Annotated in this window: 17 protein-coding genes and 1 rRNA gene; 17 read left to right on the top strand and 1 reads right to left on the bottom strand. The window is 72.9% G+C overall.

The features are described from left to right. Positions 1-23: 23 nt before the first annotated feature. The 4 genes from rrf to CRP55_RS28830 all read left to right on the top strand — a co-directional run bounded on the left by rrf (position 24) and on the right by CRP55_RS28830 (position 4,797). Positions 24-140: ribosomal RNA gene (gene rrf / locus CRP55_RS28845) — 5S ribosomal RNA — on the top strand. A 136-nt stretch (positions 141-276) separates the two neighbouring features. Continuing rightward, positions 277-3,057 (top strand): hypothetical protein, encoded by a 2,781-nt coding sequence (locus CRP55_RS56065; RefSeq protein ID WP_245923430.1) that lies wholly within the window; start codon positions 277-279, stop codon positions 3,055-3,057. Beyond that, positions 3,054-4,043 (top strand): HAD-IIA family hydrolase, encoded by a 990-nt coding sequence (locus CRP55_RS28835; protein ID WP_097323277.1) that lies wholly within the window; start codon positions 3,054-3,056, stop codon positions 4,041-4,043. Before CRP55_RS56065 ends, CRP55_RS28835 begins: the two co-directional genes overlap by 4 nt. 85 nt (positions 4,044-4,128) lie before the next feature. Next, positions 4,129-4,797 carry a flavin reductase family protein gene (locus CRP55_RS28830; protein ID WP_097323276.1) on the top strand — a complete coding sequence of 223 codons (669 nt, stop codon included), beginning with the start codon at positions 4,129-4,131 and terminating at the stop codon, positions 4,795-4,797. Here the strand turns inward: CRP55_RS28830 and CRP55_RS28825 are convergent. Further along, positions 4,751-5,086 carry an SCP2 sterol-binding domain-containing protein gene (locus tag CRP55_RS28825; protein WP_097323275.1) on the bottom strand — a complete coding sequence of 112 codons (336 nt, stop codon included), beginning with the start codon at positions 5,084-5,086 and terminating at the stop codon, positions 4,751-4,753. The genes CRP55_RS28830 and CRP55_RS28825 overlap by 47 nt on opposite strands. 108 nt (positions 5,087-5,194) lie before the next feature. On the opposite strand from CRP55_RS28825, the gene CRP55_RS54990 reads away from it, so the two are divergent. The 13 genes from CRP55_RS54990 to CRP55_RS28760 all read left to right on the top strand — a co-directional run bounded on the left by CRP55_RS54990 (position 5,195) and on the right by CRP55_RS28760 (position 20,560). Further along, positions 5,195-6,157 (top strand): phasin family protein, encoded by a 963-nt coding sequence (locus CRP55_RS54990; protein ID WP_179855371.1) that lies wholly within the window; start codon positions 5,195-5,197, stop codon positions 6,155-6,157. A 4-nt stretch (positions 6,158-6,161) separates the two neighbouring features. Then, positions 6,162-6,542 (top strand): hypothetical protein, encoded by a 381-nt coding sequence (locus CRP55_RS54985; RefSeq protein WP_245923429.1) that lies wholly within the window; start codon positions 6,162-6,164, stop codon positions 6,540-6,542. Between the two features lie 7 nt (positions 6,543-6,549). Further along, positions 6,550-7,425, top strand: coding sequence for a TlyA family RNA methyltransferase (locus tag CRP55_RS28810; RefSeq protein WP_097323273.1), 876 nt, complete (start codon positions 6,550-6,552; stop codon positions 7,423-7,425). Next, positions 7,422-8,309, top strand: a complete 888-nt coding sequence (locus CRP55_RS28805) for an NAD kinase (protein WP_097323272.1) — start codon at positions 7,422-7,424, stop codon at positions 8,307-8,309. Before CRP55_RS28810 ends, CRP55_RS28805 begins: the two co-directional genes overlap by 4 nt. A gap of 43 nt (positions 8,310-8,352) precedes the next feature. After that, complete coding sequence (gene recN, locus CRP55_RS28800) at positions 8,353-10,101, top strand: DNA repair protein RecN (RefSeq protein WP_097323271.1); 1,749 nt, start codon at positions 8,353-8,355, stop codon at positions 10,099-10,101. Between the two features lie 88 nt (positions 10,102-10,189). Further along, entirely contained in the window at positions 10,190-11,368 is a 1,179-nt protein-coding gene (gene steA / locus CRP55_RS28795) for a putative cytokinetic ring protein SteA (RefSeq protein WP_097323299.1), read from the top strand. Between the two features lie 9 nt (positions 11,369-11,377). Continuing rightward, positions 11,378-12,319 (top strand): copper transporter, encoded by a 942-nt coding sequence (locus CRP55_RS28790; RefSeq protein WP_097323270.1) that lies wholly within the window; start codon positions 11,378-11,380, stop codon positions 12,317-12,319. A gap of 25 nt (positions 12,320-12,344) precedes the next feature. Then, positions 12,345-13,184 carry a hypothetical protein gene (locus CRP55_RS28785; RefSeq protein ID WP_097323269.1) on the top strand — a complete coding sequence of 280 codons (840 nt, stop codon included), beginning with the start codon at positions 12,345-12,347 and terminating at the stop codon, positions 13,182-13,184. A gap of 7 nt (positions 13,185-13,191) precedes the next feature. After that, the gene (gene murJ / locus CRP55_RS28780; RefSeq protein ID WP_097323268.1) at positions 13,192-14,775 is read left to right on the top strand and encodes a murein biosynthesis integral membrane protein MurJ; all 1,584 of its coding nucleotides are present in this window, start codon (positions 13,192-13,194) and stop codon (positions 14,773-14,775) included. Between the two features lie 95 nt (positions 14,776-14,870). Continuing rightward, on the top strand, positions 14,871-15,953 hold the full coding sequence (locus CRP55_RS28775; protein WP_245923428.1) for a glycosyltransferase family 4 protein: 1,083 nt from the start codon (positions 14,871-14,873) through the stop codon (positions 15,951-15,953). Next, entirely contained in the window at positions 15,950-18,178 is a 2,229-nt protein-coding gene (locus CRP55_RS28770; protein WP_245923427.1) for a hypothetical protein, read from the top strand. Before CRP55_RS28775 ends, CRP55_RS28770 begins: the two co-directional genes overlap by 4 nt. A gap of 127 nt (positions 18,179-18,305) precedes the next feature. Then, the gene (pyrG, locus tag CRP55_RS28765) at positions 18,306-19,982 is read left to right on the top strand and encodes a CTP synthase (protein ID WP_097323266.1); all 1,677 of its coding nucleotides are present in this window, start codon (positions 18,306-18,308) and stop codon (positions 19,980-19,982) included. Beyond that, positions 19,979-20,560, top strand: coding sequence for an NUDIX domain-containing protein (locus CRP55_RS28760; protein ID WP_245923426.1), 582 nt, complete (start codon positions 19,979-19,981; stop codon positions 20,558-20,560). Before pyrG ends, CRP55_RS28760 begins: the two co-directional genes overlap by 4 nt. The last annotated feature ends 52 nt before the right edge of the window (positions 20,561-20,612 follow it).

The following is a 20,612-nucleotide window of genomic DNA, read 5'->3' as shown; positions in this document are numbered from 1 at the left end:
TGGTTTGTTCCGCTGATGGTTGTTTCGGTGGTCATAGCGGAGGGGAAACGCCCGGTCTCATTCCGAACCCGGAAGCTAAGCCCTCCAGCGCCGATGGTACTGCACTCGGGAGGGTGTGGGAGAGTAGGACGCCGCCGGACTCAACGTAACCAGCCGAGGGCCGCTCCGAGACGGAGTCGGCCCTCGGCTGCTTTTGTGTGCCCGTCCCCGAGTAACTTTGAGTTTTGAGGCTTGCCCGCCATACCGAGGGCCCGCCGTACCGGAAGGATTTGATCCGTGACTACAGGACCCCAGGACGGCGGCTCCGGCCCCCGCGATGACGACCGCCAGGCCGGCCGCGGCGGTGACCGCGACCGCGGTGGCTTCCGGGGCGACCGGAACGATCGCGGAGACAGAGGAGACCGGGGCGGCGACCGCGACCGCGGCGGCTACCAGGGTGGTGGCGACCGCGGTGGCTTCCGTGGTGGCGACCGTGACCGTGGCGGCTACCAGGGCGGTGGCGACCGTGGCGGCTACCGCGGCGGCTCGTCCGGAGGTGACCGTGGCGGCTACCGCGGTGGCTCCTCCGGCGGCGACCGTGGCGGCTTCCGCGGGGGTGACCGTCCGCAGGGTGGCGGGTTCCGTGGTGGCGACCGTGACCGTGGTGGTTACCAGGGTGGCGGCGACCGCGGCGGGTTCCGTGGGGGTGACCGTCCGCAGGGCGGCGGGTTCCGTGGTGGCGACCGTGACCGCGGCGGCTACCAGGGCGGCGGTGACCGTCGTGGCGTTTCCGGCGGCGACCGTCCGCAGGGCGGCGGCTACCGGGGCGACCGTCCCCAGGGTGGCGGTTTCCGCAGCGACCGGGGTGACCGTCCCTCGTACCAGGACCGTGGCGGCGACCGGGGCGGGTTCCGTGGTGGCGACCGTGACCGCGGTGGTTACCAGGGTGGCGGCGACCGGAGCGGGTTCCGTGGCGGCGACCGTGACCGCGGTGGCTACCAGAACCGTGACGACCGTGGCGGGTTCCGTGGTGGCGACCGTCCGCAGGGCGGCGGCTTCCGTGGCGACCGGGGCGACCGGCCCTCGTACCAGGACCGTGGTGACCGTCCGCAGGGCGGTGGCTTCCGCGGCGGTGACCGCGAGCGCCCGTCGTACCAGGACCGGGGCGACCGTCCCCAGGGTGGCGGCTTCCGCAGCGACCGGGGTGACCGTCCCTCGTACCAGGACCGCGGTGGCGACCGGGGCGGGTTCCGTGGTGGCGACCGTGACCGTGGTGGCTACCAGGGCGGTGGCGACCGCGGCGGGTTCCGTGGTGGCGACCGTGACCGTGGTGGTTACCAGGGTGGCGGCGACCGTGGTGGTTACCAGGGTGGCGGCGACCGTGGCGGGTTCCGTGGTGGCGACCGTGACCGTGGTGGCTACCAGAACCGTGACGACCGTGGCGGGTTCCGTGGTGGTGACCGTCCGCAGGGCGGTGGCTTCCGGGGCGACCGCGACAGCGGTGCGCCGCGCAGCGGCTACCAGAGTGGCGGCGACCGGGGCGGATTCCGCGGCGGCGACCGTGAGCGGCCCTCGTACCAGGACCGTGGCGGTTATCAGAACCGTGACGACCGCGGTGGCTACCGTGGCGGCGACCGCGACCGTGGGGGCTACCCGGGCGGCGGCGACCGGCCGGGCAACCGCAGTGGTGGCGGCTTCCGTGGTGACCGTCCGTCGGGCGACCGCCCGTATGGTGACCGGCCCCAGCGCGACCGCGGCGACCGTCCGCAGGGTGGGGGCTTCCGCAGCGATCGGGGTGACCGCCCCTCGTACCAGGACCGTGGCGGCGACCGCGGCGGGTTCCGTGGTGGTGACCGTGACCGCGGCGGCTACCAGAACCGTGACGACCGGGGCGGCTACCGCGACCGGGACGACCGTGGGCCGGCCCGCGACGAGCAGGGCGGCGACGAGCAGGCCTTCAAGGCGCCCGAGATCCCCGAGGAGATCCAGGCCACCGACCTCGACCAGGAGGTGCGGGCCGAGCTCGTGTCGCTGGCGCGGGACATCTCCGACAAGGTCTCGCGGCACCTGGTAGCGGCCGGCCAGATCATCGACGAGGACTCCGAGCTGGCTCTGCAGCACGCGATCGCGGCCCGGCGCCTGGCGTCGCGGATCGCCGTCGTGCGTGAGGCGGTGGGCCTGGCCGCGTACGCCGCGGGTGACTGGACCACCGCGATCGCCGAGCTGCGGACGTACCACCGGATGACCGGTCGTCAGACGCACCTGGCCGAGCTGGCCGACTGTGAGCGGGCGCTGGGCCGTCCCGAGCGGGCGATCGACCTGTTCCGGGGCGCCGACATCGAGAAGATGGAGAAGTCCGGCGCGATCGAGCTGCTGATCGTGGCGGCCGGTGCCCGGGGCGACCTGGGCCAGCACGACGCCGCGGTGGCGATGCTCCAGGTGCGCGAGCTCACCAGCGAGGAACACGCCGACTGGGCGGCCCGCCTGCGCTACGCGTACGCCGACGCCCTGCTGGCCGCCGGCCGGCGCGACGAGGCCCGCGAGTGGTTCGCCCGCGCCGCCGCCGTCGACGAGGACCAGCTCACCGACGCCGCCGAGCGCCTGCTCGAGCTCGACGGCATCACCATCGAGGGTGACGACGAGGAGGACGAGGACGCCGAGGCGCCCGCCGGCTCCGCCACCGCCCGCGACGCCGCCGACGAGGACACGCGTGACTCCCTCGACGACGACGACGAGGACGACCTCGACGCCGCCGACGAGGACGCGCGCGACTCCTTCGACGGTGACGACGAGCTGGACGAGGACGACGAGGACCAGGACGACGAGGACCAGGACGACGACCTCGACGAGGTCGACGCCAAGTCCGACGACTACGACGACTCCGACGCCGCCGATGAGGACGACGACGAAGACGACGAGGACGAGGACGACGAGCCGGTCGCCGTGGCCGAGACGGACGTCAACACCGACCCGGTCGAGAAGAAGCAGGGCGACGCCAAGACCGGCGACGTCCCCGCGGTGAGCTTCTCGGCCGTCGAGGACGAGCACACGACCGAGGGCAAGAAGCCCCAGGAGTGAGCGAGTCTCTCGTGTCCGGCTACGACCTGGTCGTCTTCGACCTGGACGGCGTCGTCTACCTGATCGACGAACCGATCGCAGGCGCTCCCGAGGCCATCGGGCGCCTGCGGTCGTCCGGCACCGCCGTGGCGTACGCGACGAACAACGCTTCTCGCCGTGCCCCCGACGTAGCCGCCGCCCTCACCAAAATGGGCGTGCCCGCCGAGCCGGCCGAGGTCCTCACCTCGGCCGGCGCGGCGGCGTCCCTGCTCGCCGAAAAACTCCCGGCCGGCGCCCCCGTTCTCGTGGTCGGCGCCGACGCCCTCCGGGCCGAGGTCCGCGACGCCGGACTCACCCCGGTCGAGACCGCCGAGGAGAGTCCAGCCGCCGTCGTCCAGGGCTACGGCCCCGACGTCGGCTGGCGGGTCCTGGCCGAGGCCTCCCTGGCCGTACGGGCCGGCGCCCTCTGGGTGGCCACCAACACCGACCGCACCCTGCCCAGCCCCCGAGGCCCCCTGCCGGGCAACGGCTCGCTGGTGGCCGTCCTGCGTACGGCCCTGGACCGAGACCCGGACCTGGTCGTCGGAAAGCCCGAACCGGCCCTGTTCACCACCGCCGCCTCCCTCGCGAAGGCGAAGCGCCCGCTGGTCGTCGGCGACCGGCTGGACACCGACATCCAGGGCGCCGTCACGGCCGGCATGGACAGCCTCCTGGTCCTCACCGGCGTGAGCACACCGGCCGACCTTCTGGCGGCCACCCCCGACCGCCGCCCCACCTTCGTGGCGGCCGACCTGTCCGGCCTCTTCGAGCCCGCCGACGACTTGCGTCTCCCCGCGAAGCCCGCCGCCGGTTGGACCCTCACCCGCGAAGGCGACAGCGCGACCCTCGACGGCTCCGGCGACCCCGTCGCCGCCCTGCGTCTCCTGTGCGTGGCGGCGTGGGACGGCGAGTCCCTGCACGCGGGCTCCGACGCCGCCCGGGACCTGTTCCGCGCCTGGTCCCTGTAGCGCGCGGCGCGACGTCCGAAAGCCGCCAGCTTTGACCGGTGGGCCCGCGCGAGCATGGAGTCTCCGATGACGCGGGAGGCTCTTGATGCACGTCGTGCCTGGACTGAAAGTTCTCTACTTCGGCACCCCGGTGGTGCTGCTCAGCACGGTCAACCCGGACGGCAGCGCCAACCTGGCGCCGATGTCGTCGGCGTGGTGGCTGGGGCAGACGGCGGTGCTGGGGATGGGGGATCGCAGTCAGACCGCGGCCAATCTGTGGCGGGAGCGGGAGTGCGTGCTCAACCTGCCGTCGTCGGCGATGGTGTCGGCGGTGGACCGGATCGCGATGACGACCGGGCGGGCCGACGTGCCGAGCGGGAAGCGGGCGCAGGGCTACCGCTACGTGGCCGACAAGTTCGCGCTCGGCGGGCTGAGCCGGCAGGCGTCCGAGCTCGTCGGGCCGCCCCGGGTGGCGGAGTGCCCGATCCAGCTGGAGTGCCGGGTGACGGGCACACATCCGCTCACCGAGCCGGGGCTGCGGGCGACGGCCTACCAGGTCGAGGTGCTCCGGGCCCACGTCGACAAAGATCTGATCATTGAGGGTACGGCGTACGTGGACCCGCTCCGGTGGGATCCGCTGATCATGAAGTTCACCGAGTTCTTCGGTGGTGGCGTCAACGTGCACCCGTCGCGTCTGGCCGAAGGCTGGCGAATGCCTCCATTGGACCTCAGAGGAGCTTGCGCAGCTTCAGCAGGTCGAACGGGTTCGCCTTGACCTGAATCTGGCGGGAGGCGATGGCGCGGGTGACGTCGAGCTTGCCGCCCAGCAGGGCCAGCAGGTTGTCGCTGTCGGCGGTCAGGGCGATCTTCGCCTTGGGGTCGTCGCCGTCGGCGATGTCGACGAGGCGGCCGCCGGTGAGGCGGCCGTGGAACGCCGTGCCGAGGTCGGGCACGCGGCAGGCCAGCGTACGGTCGAAGTCGAGCTTGCCCTGGGTCTCGGCGTTGCGGTCGAGCTTCGCCGCCAGGGCGTGCAAAGCGTCTCGGCACTCGTCCACGGTGGCCATCTGGGAACCCTTTCTCGCGACACCCGGTCCGGGACCGGACCGTACCTCACGAAGTCTCCCCGACCTCCCGGTAGCGTTGCACCCGACGAGCCGCGAGAGGAGCGGAAAATGCCGGACGCATGGCGGGCGTATCTGGACCTGGCCCTCGGACTGACCGAGGCGCCCCGCAAGCGCGCCCAGAGGGTGGCGGGCGAGTTGGTCAGCAAGGGCGGGGCCACGGCCGCGCAGCTGCAGGGGCTGGTGGACGATCTGCTGTCGGCCGGTGTGGCCAACCGCGAGGCGCTGACCAACCTGGTGCGCTACGAGGTTGAGCGGGCGCTCAACGTGGTGGGTCTCGCCACGGCCGAGGAGGTCACCGAGCTCAAGACGCGGCTGCGCGACCTCGAGGACCAGCTGCGCGAGGCCGAGGACAGCGGCGTCGGCGGCGGGGCCACGGGCGGCACCAGGCTCGACGAGCCGGCGCCGTTGCCGCGCAAGGCCGTCAAGAAAGCGGCGGTGCCGAACGCGATGCCCTCGGCGGGTACGACGCCGGCCGCGCCGCTCGCGAACACGTCGCGGGTCGCCGGCGCACCGGCGAAGAAGGCGGTCGCCAAGAAGGCGGTGGCGAAGAAGGTTCCGGCCGAGGAGACGGCCACGGCCGGCGCCGCGCCGATCCCGCCCGCCAAGAAGGCCGTCGCCAAGAAGGCGGTGGCCAAGAAGACTCCGGCGGCGGAGACGGCTACGGCCGGTGCCGTGCCGGTCGGCCCGGCCAAGAAGGCGGCGATCGCGGAGTCGGTGACGCCCAGCGCCGCCATCAAGAAGACCGCCGCGAAAAAGGCCGCCAAGAGCGCGCCGACCACGCCGGGCGCCGCGACCACGCCGGGCGGGGATACCGCGAGCGCGCCTTTGAAGAAGGCGGCCAAGAAGGCTGTCGCGAAGAAGGCTGTGGCCAAGAAGGCGGCGGCTCCGGCCGGTACGGCTGAGGCGCCCACGGCCGCGGTGCGTGAGGCGGCCGCGGGGACGGTTCTGCCGCCGCTGAGCGCGCCGGAGACGGCCGCGCCGGTCGAGAACAAGGCCGACCCGGAGGCATGACGCGATGACGTTCCCGTTCAAGCCGGGGCCGCCGCAGGGTGGTGGGTTCCGCCCCGGGCCGCCGCCGCACCGGCCGGCACCGCCGCCCGGTGGCCAGCCGGCGTACCGTCCGGGTCCGCCGCCGAGTGGTCAGCCGGACCACCGTCCCGGCCCGCCCGCCTCCGGTCAGCCGGTCCCGGGCTCGCACCCGCAGGCTCCGATGGGCCACACCGAGGCGTTCGCCGAGGCGAGTGGGCAGATCGTGGAGGAGACCGGGCATCCGGCCGTCGACGCCGTGCTGAAGGCGCTGGAGAACGCGAGCCGGCTCGCGCCGGCCGAGCAGATCGCCGAGTACGAGGCGGCGCACCAGGTCTTCCAGGAGACACTGGCGAGCATCGACCGATGAGAGTCTGATGGCCAAGAGAGCTCGACTCGACGCCGAGCTGGTCCGCCGCAAGCTGGCGCGCTCGCGCGAGCAGGCGGCGCAGCTGGTCGAGGCCGGCCGGGTGCAGGTGCGGGGGACCGTGGCCCGGAAAGTGGCGGCCATGGTCGATCCGGCCGACCCCGTGCTGGTGACCGGGGAGGATCCGGCCACCGAGTACGTGTCGCGCGGCGGGCACAAGCTGGCCGGCGCGCTCGAGGCGTTCGGTCGTGACGGCCTGACCGTGACCGGGCGGCGGTGTCTCGACGCCGGCGCGTCCACCGGCGGCTTCACCGATGTGCTGCTGCGGGCCGGCGCCGCGCGGGTCGTCGCCGTCGACGTGGGTTACGGGCAGCTCGCCTGGCCCATCCGCAACGACGAGCGTGTGGACGTCCACGAGCGCACCAACGTCCGTACCCTCACGCCTGAAGTCATCGGCGGGCCGGTCGATCTCACCGTCGCCGATCTGTCCTTCATCTCGCTGCGTCTCGTCCTGCCCGCGCTCGCCGCGTGCACGAAGGACGACGGTGATCTCGCGCTGATGGTCAAGCCGCAGTTCGAGGTGGGCAAGGACCGGGTGGGCGCCGGTGGCGTCGTACGGGAATGGCCTCTGCGGGCCGAAGCCGTCCTCGATGTCGCGGCCGCCGCGGCGGAGCTGGGTCTGGGAACCCGGGGTGTGACCGCGAGCCCGTTGCCGGGTCCGAGTGGGAACGTCGAGTTCTTCGTGTGGTTCCGCCGGGACGCGCCGCCAGCCGATCGTGCGGAGATCGAAAGAGTGGTCGCCGCCGGGCCGAAGATCGGGGTAGCTTCGCACGCGCCGGAGCACCCGCCGGAGCACCCGGCGGCCGCCCTTTTGGAGGACTCATGACGCGCTCGGCTTTGCTGGTCACCCACACCGGCCGGCGGCAGAGCACGCAGCACGCCCGGTCCGTGGCCCGCGACCTGCTCGCGGCCGGCTTCGAGGTGCGCGTGATCGCCGAGGAGGTGGCCGATCTCGATCTGCCGCCCGAGGTGACGGCGGTGAGCGGACCGCAGGCGGCCGACGGTGTGGAGATCGTGCTGGCGCTCGGCGGTGACGGCACCTTCCTGCGCGCGGCCGAGCTGGCCCGCCCGCTCAAGGCGCCGCTGCTCGGCATCAACCTGGGCAAGGTCGGCTTCCTGGCCGAGGCCGAGATCGAGCACATCGACCAGGCGGTCAAGGATGTCGTCGACGGCTCGTACAAGGTGGACGAGCGGTTGACCCTCGACGTCCGGGCCGAGTACGACGGACGGCTGATCGCCGAGTCGTGGGCGCTGAACGAGGTGAGCGTCGAAAAGGGGCAGCGGGCGCAGATGCTCGAGCTGCTCGTCGACGTGGACGGGCGGCCGCTGGCCCGCTACGGCTGCGATGGTGTGGTGTGCGCCACTCCGACCGGTTCGACGGCGTACGCGTTCTCCGGCGGCGGCCCGGTGGTCTGGCCCGAGGTCGAGGCGCTGCTGCTGGTGCCGATCAGCGCGCACGCCCTGTTCAGCAAGCCGCTGGTCACGGCGCCGACGTCGACGTTCGCGCTGACCGTCGACCCGTACACGTCGTTCGCCGTGCTCTGCTGCGACGGCCGGCGCACGTGGGACCTGCCGCCGGGTGCGAAAGTCACGGTCGAGCGCGGCCAGCTCCCCGTACGGCTGGTCCGCCTTGCTCCCAGGCCTTTCACCGACACTCTGGTCGCCAAGTTCGCCCTCCCGGTGGAGGGCTGGCGGGGCAATCGAAGGTAGCCGCAGTGGGCGATTGTCGGTGGGGACCGATACTGTCTGCCCTGTGCTGGAGGAACTGCGGATCACCGGGCTCGGTGTCATCGATGACACGACCCTGCGGCTGACGGCGGGCATGAACGTCATCACCGGTGAGACCGGTGCCGGTAAGACGATGGTGGTGACCGGCCTCGGCCTGCTGTTCGGCGGCCGGGCCGACGCGGGCCGGGTGCGTTCCGACCCGGGCCGGGCGGTCGTGGAGGGCCGGCTGCGCCTGGGCGGCAAGCTCGGCGACGAGGTCCGCACCCGCATCGCCGACGCCGGGGCCGAGGTCGACGAGGACGGCTCGGTGCTGCTGAGCCGCACGGTGACCATCGAGGGCCGTTCCCGGGCCCACGTCGGCGGCCGCAGCATGCCGGTGGCGATGCTGACCGACATCGGCGAGCGGGTCCTGGCCGTGCACGGCCAGTCCGACCAGCTGCGCCTGCTGCGCCCGGCCGAGCAGCGGGGCGCGCTCGACCGGTTCGCCGGCCCGGAGCACGAGAAACTTCTGGAGACCTATCGGGAGTCGTACGGGCGGTGGCGCGCCGTCGTCGACGACCTGGCCGACCGGCGGCGCAACGCGCGCGACCGGGCCCAGGAGGCCGACCTGCTCAAGCTCGGCCTCGACGAGATCAGCCGGGTCGACCCGCAGCCGGGTGAGGACGAGGAGCTGCGGGCCGAGGTGCAGCGCCTCGAGCATGCCGAGGGCCTGCGGGTGGCGGCCACGATCGCCGCTCAGGCGCTGGCCGGCGGCGTCGAGGTGAGCGACGAGACCCCCGACGCCACACAGCTTCTGGGCACGGCGCGGCGCACCCTCGAGGCGCAGGCCGAGCTCGACGCCTCGCTGGGCGAGCTGGCCGGCCGCATCGAGGAGGCCGCGACCCTGGTCGGCGACGTCGCCTCGGAGCTGTCGACCTATCTGGGCACGCTCGACGCCGACCCCGCGCGCCTGGAGCAGATCTACGAGCGGCGGGCCGCCCTGCGCAGCCTGACCCGCAAATACGCCGACGACGTCGAGGGCGTCATCGCCTGGGCCGACAACGCCCGCACCCGGCTGTCGCAGCTCGACAACTCCGACGAGCTGCTCGAGGAGCTGGACAAGGAGCGCCAGCGGCTCGCGACCCAGGTCGGGGAGCTGGCCGAGCGGCTGACCGCGGCCCGGGTCGAGGCGGCCGGGCGCTTCTCCGAGGCGGTCAGCGTCGAGCTGGCCGGTCTGGCCATGCCGCACGCGCGGGTCGAGATCGCCGTGCTGCCGCGCGGCGCGGGCAAGGACGAGCCGAGCGTCGGTGACCTCGCGGTCGGCCCCGACGGCGCCGACGAGATCGAGCTGCGGCTGCTGGCCCACCCGGGTGCGCCGTCGCTGCCGTTGCAGAAGGGCGCGTCCGGCGGTGAGCTGTCCCGGGTGATGCTGGCGATAGAGGTCGTCTTCGCCGGCGCCGGTGGCCCCGAGACGCTGGTCTTCGACGAGGTCGACTCCGGTGTCGGCGGCACGGCCGCGGTCGAGATCGGCCGGCGGCTGGCCCGCCTGGCCCGCACCCACCAGGTGCTCGTGGTGACCCACCTGCCGCAGGTGGCGGCGTTCGCCGACCGTCATCTGGTGGTCGCCAAGGACACCGGCGGGGCGATCACGACCAGCGGCGTGCGGATCGTCGAGGAGACCGAGCGGGCCCGTGAGCTGGCCCGCATGCTGGCCGGTCTGCCCGACTCCGACCTGGGCATCGCGCATGCCGAGGAGCTGCTGGCGGTCGCCGGCCGCGAGAAGTCGGGAAGGTGACGATCACCGGGGCGTTATGCCCCTTTTGTGGGTGAGATCGCGCATGTCGCGTGCGAGGCGCGTGATCCGGCGTGTCAGGATGGCCGTGATGCGACTTCCCACCCTGCGCCGCACCCGGAGCACCGATCCCGAGGCGATCACCGGCACCGCCCGGCTCGACCGGCGGACCAAGCGGCTGACCGGCCGGCTCCGCCCGGGCGAGATCGCCGTGATCGACCACGTCGACATCGACCGGGTGGCCGCCGACGCGCTCGTCGCCGTCGGCGTCAAAGTGGTGCTCAACGCGAAGCCGTCGATCTCCGGCCGCTATCCCAACCTCGGCCCCGAGGTCCTCATCAAGAACGGCGTGCTGCTCGTCGACGACCTCGGTGAAGAGGTCTTCGAGCGGCTCCACGAGGGCGACCAGATCGTCATCGAGGGTGACACCGTGCTGCTCGACGGCGAGGCCGTGGCCACCGGCGTCCGGCAGGACACCGAGACCGTCGCCCGCTCGATGGCCGACGCCCGCGAGGGCCTGTCCGTGCAGCTCGAGGCGTTCGCCGCGAACACCATGGACTATCTCAAGCAGGAGCGCGACCTGCTGCTCGACGGCGTCGGCGTGCCCGACGTGCAGACCCGCATCGCCGGGCGGCACGTGCTGATCGTCGTGCGCGGTTACGACTACAAGGACGACCTCGACGTCCTGCGCCCGTACATCCACGAGTACAAGCCGGTGCTCATCGGGGTGGACGGCGGCGCCGACGCGCTGGTCGAGTCGGGCTACACCCCCGACATGATCATCGGCGACATGGACTCGGTGACCGACGACGTGCTGCGCTGCGGCGCCGAGGTGGTCGTGCACGCATATCCGGACGGGCGCGCACCGGGTCTCGAGCGGGTGCACAAGCTCGACGTGCCCGCGCTGACCTTCCCGGCCGCCGCCACGAGTGAAGACCTGGCGATGCTGCTGGCCGACGACAAGGGCGCCACGCTCATCGTCGCCGTCGGCACCCACGCCAACCTGGTCGAGTTCCTCGACAAGGGCCGCGGCGGCATGGCCTCGACGTTCCTGACCCGGCTCAAGGTCGGCGGCAAGCTGGTCGACGCCAAGGGCGTGAGCCGGCTCTACCGGCAGGGCATTTCCGGGTCGGCGCTGCTGCTGTTGGTGCTCTCGGCCATGGCGGCGATGGCCTCGGCGGTCGCCGTGTCGACGGTCGGCAAGGCGTACCTCACCGTGGTTTCCGAGTGGTGGGACAATCTGGTCTTCCAGCTCGGCCACCTCTTCTAAGGGCTTCCCGTGATCAACTTCCGGTACCACGTGGTGTCGCTCACCGCGGTCTTCCTGGCGCTGGCCATCGGCCTGGTCGTGGGCACCGCCGCGCTCAACGGGCCGGTCGCGGAGAACCTGAAGAGCCAGATCACCGCGCTGAACAAGGACAACAGCAACAAGCGCGACCAGATCAACCAGTACCGCGACGAGCTCAACCGCAGCCAGGAGTTCGCCACCGAGATCGCGCCGACCCTGCTCAACGGCAAGCTCACCGGCCGCAAGCTGGCCGTGGTGGCGCTGCCCGGCACGACCGACTACGCCGACGACGTGGCCGCGATGCTCAAGGTCGCCGGCGCCACCATCACCGCGACCGTCACCGTGCAGGACAAGTTCTTCGACCCGGCGGTCCAGGTGGAGCTGCTCGACCTGGCCAGCCAGTCCTCACAGCCGACCATCCAGAACGACGAGCTGCCGCTGCCGCTGAACAGCGACGGCGTCGAGACCGCGAGCGCCCAGCTGGCGCTCACGCTGCTTCAGCACACCGGTGCCGTCCAGGCCTCGGCCGGCGATGTGACGGCCGTCCTGACCGCGTACTCCGAGCAGGGGTACATCAAGGTCGAGGACAAGGCGGCCGGCGGCGCCGAGGGCGTCGTGATGGTCTCCGGCGAGCCGCCGGCGGACAAGGACGCGGCCAAGCGCAACAAGGCCGCGCTGACCATGGCCGACCAGTTCAGCAACTACCGGCCGCTGGTCGTGGCCGGCGGCGGCGTCGGCGACGGCAACCTGGTCTCCGAGGTGCGGGGCGACCCGACGCTCGTCAAGGAGATCTCCACGGTGGACAACGCGAGCACCACCGACGGCCAGGTCGCGACCGGCATGGCCACCGTCGAGCGCCTCGTGCAGGGCAAGATCGGCCAGTACGGTCTGGCCGCCGGCGCCTCGTCGCTGGTGCCGAAGGCCGCGTCGTAGCGCCCGGTCTCTAGACTTCTCACCCATGGCCTCTGGAGTTCTCCGGTCGTTCGGCGTCGGCGCGTCCGTCGCCCGCGCCGCCCTCGCCTGGATCCGCCGCGACCCGAACGCCGCCGCCCTGGAACGCACCAACTTCCACGGGCGCATGGTCACCCTGGCCGGTGGCCCGGCGCTGGCCCTCGGCGCGACCGCGGCGTCGGCGCTCGGCGCCCGCGACGGCCGGGCCGCCGCGGCGGCGGTGACGGCGGGCGCGGTGTCGGGGGCCGTCGGCCTCTACGACGACGTGGTCGGCAACCGCCCCGAGCAAAAGGTGTTCAAGGGCTTCGCCGGTCACCTCGGCGCGCTGCGCGAGGGCCAGGTGACCAGCGGGCTGGTGAAGATCGTGGGCGTCGGCGCCGGCGCCTTCGTGGCCAGCGCGCTGATCGGCAGCAAGCGCCGCACGGCGATCGGCCGCGCGACCGACGTGCTGCTCGGCGCCGGCGTCATCGCCGGCACGGCCAACCTGATCAACCTGCTCGACCTGCGCCCGGGCCGGGCCATCAAGGCGTCGGCCGTCATCGGAGCGCCGCTCGCGCTGGGCAAGGGCGGCGGCATCGCGGCGGGCACGCTGGGCGCGGCCTCCGGCCTGGTCGCCGACGACCTGGCCGAGGAGATCATGCTGGGCGACTCCGGGGCCAACGCCCTGGGCGCGCTGCTCGGCGTGGCGCTGATCGCGCGCACCGGGCCGGCCGGTCGCCTGGCCGCGCTGACCGCGCTGGCCTCGCTGACCGCGGCCAGCGAGAAGGTCAGCTTCACCCAGGTCATCCAGGACACCCCGTGGCTGCGCTACCTGGACGAGCTGGGCCGCCGCTCACCTTCCGCGTGAGCGACGCGTGAAGACCGCGCCGGCCGCGGCGAAGATCGCCGGGGCCGCGGCGCTCATCACCGTCCTCACGGTGGTGGCGCGGATCGCCGGGTTCGGCCGCACCTTCGTCTTTCTGCACACGGTCGGCCACGGCAGCCTGGGCGACATCTACAACGCCGCCAACACCATCCCGAACATCGTCTTCGAGCTGGTCGCCGGCGGCGCCCTGGCCAGCCTGGTCGTCCCGCTGCTGGCCGGGCACGTCGCGTCCGGCGACCGGCAGCGCGTCGGCGCCGTCGCCTCGGCCCTGCTGACCTGGGTGCTCGTGCTGCTGGTGCCGCTGGCCGTGCTGGTCGCGCTGCTGGCCGGCCCGATCGCCGGTCTCTTCCCGGACGTGCCGGCCGACCATCAGCAGACCGCGGCCAGCATGCTGCGGGTCTTCGCGCCGCAGCTTCCGCTGTACGGGATCGGCATCGTGCTCACCGGCGTGCTCCAGGCGCACCACCGGTTCGCCTGGCCGGCCATCGCCCCGCTGCTGTCGAGCGTGACCGTGATGGGGGCCTATCTGACGTACGCGCTGGTCGACGGCGCTCGCACCGACTTCGCGGGCCTTACCCGCACCGGCGAGCTGACGCTGTCGATCGGCACCACCGCCGGCGTGGTCGTGCTCGCCTTCTGCCTGCTCGTCCCGCTGCGCCACCTGCGCCTGCGACTGCGGCCCACGCTGCGCTTCCCCGGCCACGAGGGCCGCCAGGCCGTCCGGCTGGGCTGGGCCGGGGCGGTCACGGTCGGCTCCCAGCAGGTCATGACGATCGTGGTGATCGCGCTCGTGGCCGGTGGGGGACTGACGCTCTACAACGCGGCGCAGACGGTGTTCCTGCTGCCGTGGGCGGTGCTGGCGGTGCCGGTCGCGACCGCGGTCTATCCGTCGCTGGCGGCGGCGGCTTCGGCCGGCGACGAGGACACCTATCGGCGCTCGCTGTCCGGTGCCGCCCGCTCGGTGACGCTGCTGGCCGGGCTGGGCGCGGCCGCACTGATCGCTCTGGCCGGGCCGATCGCCTATCTGACCGGGGCCGCCCCCGCCTCCTCCGGAATCGTCGGATTCGCGCCGGGACTGCTGGGCTACGCGCTCTTCGCCCTGCTGTCCCGGGCGCTCTACGCGCGGGGGGCGACGGTGGCCGCCGCCTGGTCGACCGCCGCCGGGTGGCTGATCGCGGCGGCCGGCGCGCTCGCCCTGAGCGGCCTCGATGACTCTCGCCAGGTGCTGGGCCTGGGTCTGGCGAACGCCGCCGGCATGACGGTGATCGGGCTTCTTCTGATTCTTGCCGTACGCCGTCACGCGGGCCCGGACGCATTGACGGGTCTGCCGCGCTCGGTGACGGTGGCGGTCGGCGCCGGGGGACTGGCAGCGCTCGCCGGGTGGGGCGTGGTGGTCGGAATCGGGCACCTTTTCGGCACGACCCCGACCGTCGCCGGCAGCGTCGTCCAAGGCATGCTGGGTGGGCTCGTCGTGCTCGGGGTCTTCCTCGCGGCCGCCTATCCGGCGGCCCGGCACGACATGGCGTCTCTGGCGGCCCCGCTCACCCGCCGCGTGCGCCGCCGCCGGACATGAGGCGGCCCGGTGCGACGGCGAGGGCGGGCCGATTTGTCGTGGAAGGCAAGAGCAGCTGAGTGAGGGAGGAACAGGCCGTGGGGTGGCGCGGATCGGTGGCACTGGTGCTCGCGTCGAGCACCGGCGGGGTCGGGCAGCATGTCGGGTCGCTGGCCCGGGGGCTGGTCGCCGCCGGGTGCGAGGTGATGGTGTGCGGGCCGGCCGCGACCGATGAGCTGTTCGGCTTCGCCGCCGCCGGTGCGACCTTCGTGCCGGTGGAGATCCCGGCCAACCCGGGCGCGCAGGACGCCGGCACCGTGCGCAAGCTGCGCGGGGTGCTCAGCAGCCGCCCGATCGACGTCGTGCACGCGCACGGTTTGCGCGCCGCCTTCGTGGCCGCCGTCGCCCGTACCGGCAAGCCTTTGATCGTCACGCTGCACAACACCGTCATGGTCCGCAAAGGCCTGCGCGGGCAGGCCGCGGCCCTGGTCGAGCGGGTCGTCGCCCGCAGCGCCACGCTCACCCTGGGCGCCTCCGAAGACCTGGTCGAGCGGGCCACCCAGCTGGGCGCCCGCAACGCCCGGCTCGGCGCCGTGGCCGCGCCCACGCTCGCCCCGCCGCGCCGCACCCGGGCCGCCGTGCGCGCCGAGTTCCGGCTGCGCCCCGAGACGCCGCTGATCGTCTCGGTGGGCCGGCTGCACCCGCAGAAGCGCTACGACCTGCTCGTCGAGGCGTCGGCCCGGTGGAGGAGCCTCGACCCGGCCCCGGTGGTCGTGGTGGCCGGGTCCGGGCCCAGCTACATGTCGCTGGCCCAGCTCGCCTCGCAGGTGCACGCCCCGTTCCATCTGCTCGGCCGCCGCACCGACGTGCCCGACCTGTTGCTCGGGGCCGACCTGGCGGTGGTCACCAGCGACTGGGAGGCGCGGCAGCTGTTCGCGCAGGAGGCCCTCGAGGCCGGCGTCCCGCTCATCACCACCGCCGTCGGCGGCCTGCCGGGCCTGGTCGGCGACGCGGCCGTGCTCATCCCGCCGAACGACGTCGACGCCCTCGACACCGCCGTCCGCGAGATGCTGGCCGACCCGTCGAAACGCGCCGACTACGCCGCCCGCGGCCCCGCCCGCGCCGCCACCTGGCCCGGCGAGAGCGACACGGTCGCCGACGTCCTCGCCGCCTACGCCGAAGTGACGGCCCGCGAGTGAGCTCTCCCAAGGGGCTTCTCGATCGGCTGCGGCGGGTCGCGCCCGCTTCGGCGGCGCCGCGGCGGTCCGGCCGGCGGGCGTGGGTTCCGTACCTCCTCGTGTTCCTGATCGCCGTGGCGAGTCTCGTCGGGCTGGCGATCCGGCCGTCGACCACCGCGACGCCCGGCAGTGCCGACTACGTGATCGTGGCCGGGGCCGCCGGGCTGCGGTGGGACGATCTCGATCCGCAGCGGACGCCCGCGCTCTGGCAGGAGGCCACCCGGGGGTCCGTGGGCTGGCTGTCGGTGCGGTCGGCGATGAAGGTGACCTGCCCGTCCGACGGGTGGCTGACCCTGGGGGCCGGCAACTACGCGGCCTGGCCCCGGCGCACCAGCGGCAGCCAGTGCGAGCCCGCCGCGCCGGCCCTGACCCAGCCCGACGGCATCGGGGCCAACGTCACCGACCAGCGCACGGTCGTGCAGAACAACCAGGACCGGCTGCCGTACGGGGCCACGCCCGGCGCCCTCGCCGAGTCGGTGCGCTGCACCGTCGCCGTCGGCCCGGGGGCGGCGATCGCGGCCGCGCGGCCGTTCGGGCGCGTCGACAAATACGAGTCCGAACTGCCCGCCGACCCCAAGAAGCTGCTGTCCGACTGCGTGCTCTCCTTCGTCGACCTGGGCACGGTCAAGGGCTCCGGCGCGGCCCGGCAGGCGCAGGTGAAAGCGGCCGACACGCTGCTGTCCCGGGTGGTCGCGGCCCGGCCCGAGCGGTCGTTGCTGCTCGTCGCCGGCGTCTCCGACACCGAGCGCTCGAACCGGTTGCACGTGGCGATCGCCGAGGGGGAGGGCTGGAACGGCGGCTGGCTCACCTCGGCCGGCACCGGCCGCGACGGCTACCTCCAGCTGATCGACCTGGCCCCGACGATCCTGTCCGCGCTGGGGCGGCCGGCGCCGGAGAAACTGTTCGCCGGTCGCACCGCCACCGTCGTCGAGGGGCGGCCGTCCGACATCACCGACGCCATGCTCGGCGTGCACAACGCCGACCTGCGGGCCAAGGCGCAGAACGCGGTGGCCGGCATCTTCTTCACCGTGCTGGCCATCCTCCAGGTTCTGCTGTTCGTGCTGATGGTGCCGATCCTCGTGCGGGCCCGGCGGCATGCTGGTCCGCGGGGACCGGCCCTGCCGCCGAAAAAGCTGGTCGCGGTGGCCGAGCTGGCCCTGATCGCGGCCGCGCTGGCCATCCCGGCCGCTCTGCTGGCCGACGCGACACCCTGGTGGCGCAACTCCCACCCGGCGTGGGTCTTCGGGCTCGTCACCGGCGTCTTCACGCTCATCGGCACCGCCGTGCTCCGGGCATCGCCGCGCTATCCGCGCACGCTGTGGCCGCTGGGCGCCTCGGCTGCCATCGGCGCCGTCGTCGTCGGCCTCGACCTGCTGACCGGCGCCCGGCTTCAGCTCAACGGGGTCGCCGGCTATTCGGCGACGCAGGGCGGGCGTTACGCGGGCGTCGGCGTGGTCGGTCTCGGCGTCTTCGTGGCCGGGCTGCTGGTGGCCGCGGGCTGCCTCGCGCAGTGGCTCAGCAAACCGTGGCGGCCGGTCGTGGTGGTGCTGCTGGGCGGCATCGGCGTGGTCATGGTCGGCAGTCCCTACCTCGGGGCCGACCCGGTCGGCGCGGTGGCGGTCACCGCCGGCGTGTGCGTGACCGCGGCGATCAGCACCGGCGGGTGGCTGACGTTCGCGCGGTTCGCCTGGGCCGCCGTGGCCGGTCTGGCCGTCACCATCGGGTTCGCCCTGGTCGACGTGCACCGGCCGGCGGCCGACCAGGGCAGCCTGGGCCGGCTGCTGTCCGAGCTGGCCAGCGGCACCGGCGGGCCGGCCATGCAGCGGGCGGCCGCCGCCAACGGCCAGACGCTGCTGAACAGCCCACTGACGATCCTGGCCGTGGCCGGGGTGCTGATGCTGGCCTTCTGCCAGTTCTCGCCGTGGGGCGGGCTCAACCGGCTCTTCGGGCTCCACCCGGCGCTGCGCGCGGCCGGGGCCGGAGTGACGGTGGCGACATTGGCCGCCGGGGTGCTCAGCGGCTCGGCGCTGACCGTCGCCGGCGCGGCGGCGGCCGCGGTCGTGCCCACGGCGGTGCTGACCGCACTGCGCGTGTTGCTGCACGCGGCGGACCGTACACGCCCGGAGGGGGAAACCGACGGGCCCGGCGGCCCTCTGTTGCGCGAAGATCGCGCTCTGTCAGGTTGACACGCGTCACGACCAGCCCGAACGTGCGTTGTCGTTCTCAGGTGTTACGGTGGACTCCCGTGGATGGGGCCGCTTCTAGCACCCCGGTCTGCACGTCGGTTCAACAGACGACCACGGGAGCAAGGCCTTGGCCTCAACAGTGCACACGCGGCACATCTTCGTCACCGGGGGCGTCGCCTCCTCGCTGGGCAAGGGCCTCACCGCCTCCAGCCTCGGCAACCTTCTGACCGCGCGCGGACTGCGGGTCGTCATGCAGAAGCTCGACCCCTACCTCAACGTCGACCCTGGAACGATGAACCCGTTCCAGCACGGCGAGGTCTTCGTGACCGAGGACGGGGCCGAGACCGACCTGGACGTCGGCCACTACGAGCGCTTCCTCGACCGGTCGCTCTCCGGCAAGGCGAACGTGACCACCGGTCAGGTCTACTCGGCGGTCATCGCCCGCGAGCGCCGCGGCGAATACCTCGGCGACACCGTCCAGGTGATTCCGCACATCACCAACGAGATCAAGTCGCGGATCTTCGCGATGGCCGACGAGGACGAGAACGGCCGCAAGCCCGACGTCGTCATCACCGAGGTCGGCGGCACCGTCGGCGACATGGAGTCGCTGCCGTTCCTCGAGGCGATCCGCCAGGTGCGCCACGAGGTCGGCCGCGACCACGTCTTCTACCTGCACGTGTCGCTGGTGCCGTACCTGGCGCCGTCGGGCGAGCTCAAGACCAAGCCGACCCAGCACTCGGTGGCCGCGCTGCGCAACATCGGCATCCAGCCCGACGCGCTGATCTGCCGCAGCGACCGGGAGATCCCCGAGAAGCTCAAGCACAAGCTGGCGCTCTACTGCGACGTCGACCGTGAGGCCGTCATCGCCTGCCCGGACGCGCCGAGCATCTACGACATCCCCAAGGTTCTGCACGAGGAGGGCCTCGACGCGTACGTCGTACGCCGCCTCGGTCTGTCCTTCCGTGATGTGAACTGGTCGACGTGGCACGACCTGCTCGAGCGGGTGCACCACCCCAAGCGCACCATCACCATCGCGCTGGTCGGCAAATACGTCGACCTGCCCGACGCGTACCTCTCGGTCAGCGAGGCCATCCGCGCCGCCGGTTTCGGCAACACCGTCAAGATCCAGCTCCGCTGGGTGCCGAGCGACGACTGCGAGACCATGGCCGGCGCGGCGACCGCCCTCAAGGGCGTCGACGGCATCGTCATCCCCGGCGGCTTCGGCGTCCGCGGCATCGAGGGCAAGGTCAACACTTCGCGGTACGCCCGTGAGAACCAGATCCCGATCCTCGGCCTCTGCCTCGGCCTGCAGTGCATGACCATCGACGCCGCGCGGCACATGGCCGGGCTCACCGGCGCCAACTCGCTCGAGTTCGACGAGCAGGCGCCGTACCCGGTCATCTCCACCATGGCCGACCAGGAGGACATCGTCGCCGGCAAGGGCGACCTGGGCGGCACCATGCGCCTGGGCGCATATCCGGCCACGCTGCGCGAGGGCTCGGTCGTGGCCGAGGTGTACGGCTCGACCGACATCTCCGAGCGTCACCGCCACCGCTACGAGGTCAACAACGACTACCGGGCCAAGCTGTCGGCGGCCGGCCTGGTCTTCTCGGGCACCTCCCCGGACGGGCGTCTCGTCGAGTTCATCGAGCTCGACCGCGAGACCCACCCGTACTTCGTGGCGACCCAGGCCCACCCGGAGCTCAAGAGCCGCCCGACCCGTCCCCACCCGCTCTTCGACGGCCTGGTCAAGGCCGCCATCGAGTACGCCGCGGCCGACGAGCTCCCGGTGGACCCGTCGTGACGGCGTTCGCCCACGAGACGGTGGCGAGCACCTCCCGCTACAAGGGACCGATCTTCGAGGTCTTCAGCGAAGAGGTGACCATGTCCAGCGGCGGCACGGCCAAGCGGGACGTGGTGCGCAACAAGGGCGCGGTCGGCATCGTGGCCCTCGACGAGGTCGACCGGGTCGTGCTGATCCGCCAGTACCGGCACGCGGTCGGCCGGCGCCTCTGGGAGCTGCCGGCCGGCCTGCGCGACGTCGAGGGCGAAGACCTGGTGACGACCGCCGCCCGCGAGCTGGCCGAGGAGGCGGACGTCGACGCGGCCCGCTGGGACGTGCTGATCGACATGTTCAACTCGCCCGGCTTCAGCGACGAGACGATCCGCATCTTCCTGGCGCGCGATCTGACCGAGGTTCCGGACGACAAGCGCTATTCGCGTACGGACGAGGAAGCCGACCTGGAGATCAAACGCGTCGACCTCGACGAGGCGGTAGCGATGATCTTCCGAGGCGAGATCACCAACGCCGCGGCCGTCGGCGGCCTCCTCGCCGCCGCCCGCGCCCGCGACGAAGGCTGGGCCACACTCCAGCGAGCTTGACCTCTGCGACCGGCCCGGCGGGAAACCGCCGGGCCGCTCCATTTCCGGGGCA

It is taken from the genome of Paractinoplanes atraurantiacus (assembly GCF_900215205.1).
Classification (GTDB): domain Bacteria; phylum Actinomycetota; class Actinomycetes; order Mycobacteriales; family Micromonosporaceae; genus Actinoplanes; species Actinoplanes atraurantiacus.
The sequence above is the reverse complement of the archived record's forward strand: the minus strand, read 5'-3'. Positions and strand labels throughout refer to the sequence as shown.

What these genes read in the sequence shown, in the direction of transcription:
- CRP55_RS28830 (WP_097323276.1), top strand. Translation starts at nt 4,129, where the DNA reads ATGCACGTCGTGCCTGGACTGAAAGTTCTCTACTTCGGCACCCCGGTG.
- CRP55_RS28825 (WP_097323275.1), bottom strand. Translation starts at nt 5,086, where the DNA reads ATGGCCACCGTGGACGAGTGCCGAGACGCTTTGCACGCCCTGGCGGCG.
- CRP55_RS54990 (WP_179855371.1), top strand. Translation starts at nt 5,195, where the DNA reads ATGCCGGACGCATGGCGGGCGTATCTGGACCTGGCCCTCGGACTGACC.
- CRP55_RS54985 (WP_245923429.1), top strand. Translation starts at nt 6,162, where the DNA reads ATGACGTTCCCGTTCAAGCCGGGGCCGCCGCAGGGTGGTGGGTTCCGC.
- CRP55_RS28810 (WP_097323273.1), top strand. Translation starts at nt 6,550, where the DNA reads ATGGCCAAGAGAGCTCGACTCGACGCCGAGCTGGTCCGCCGCAAGCTG.
- CRP55_RS28805 (WP_097323272.1), top strand. Translation starts at nt 7,422, where the DNA reads ATGACGCGCTCGGCTTTGCTGGTCACCCACACCGGCCGGCGGCAGAGC.
- steA (WP_097323299.1), top strand. Translation starts at nt 10,190, where the DNA reads ATGCGACTTCCCACCCTGCGCCGCACCCGGAGCACCGATCCCGAGGCG.
- CRP55_RS28785 (WP_097323269.1), top strand. Translation starts at nt 12,345, where the DNA reads ATGGCCTCTGGAGTTCTCCGGTCGTTCGGCGTCGGCGCGTCCGTCGCC.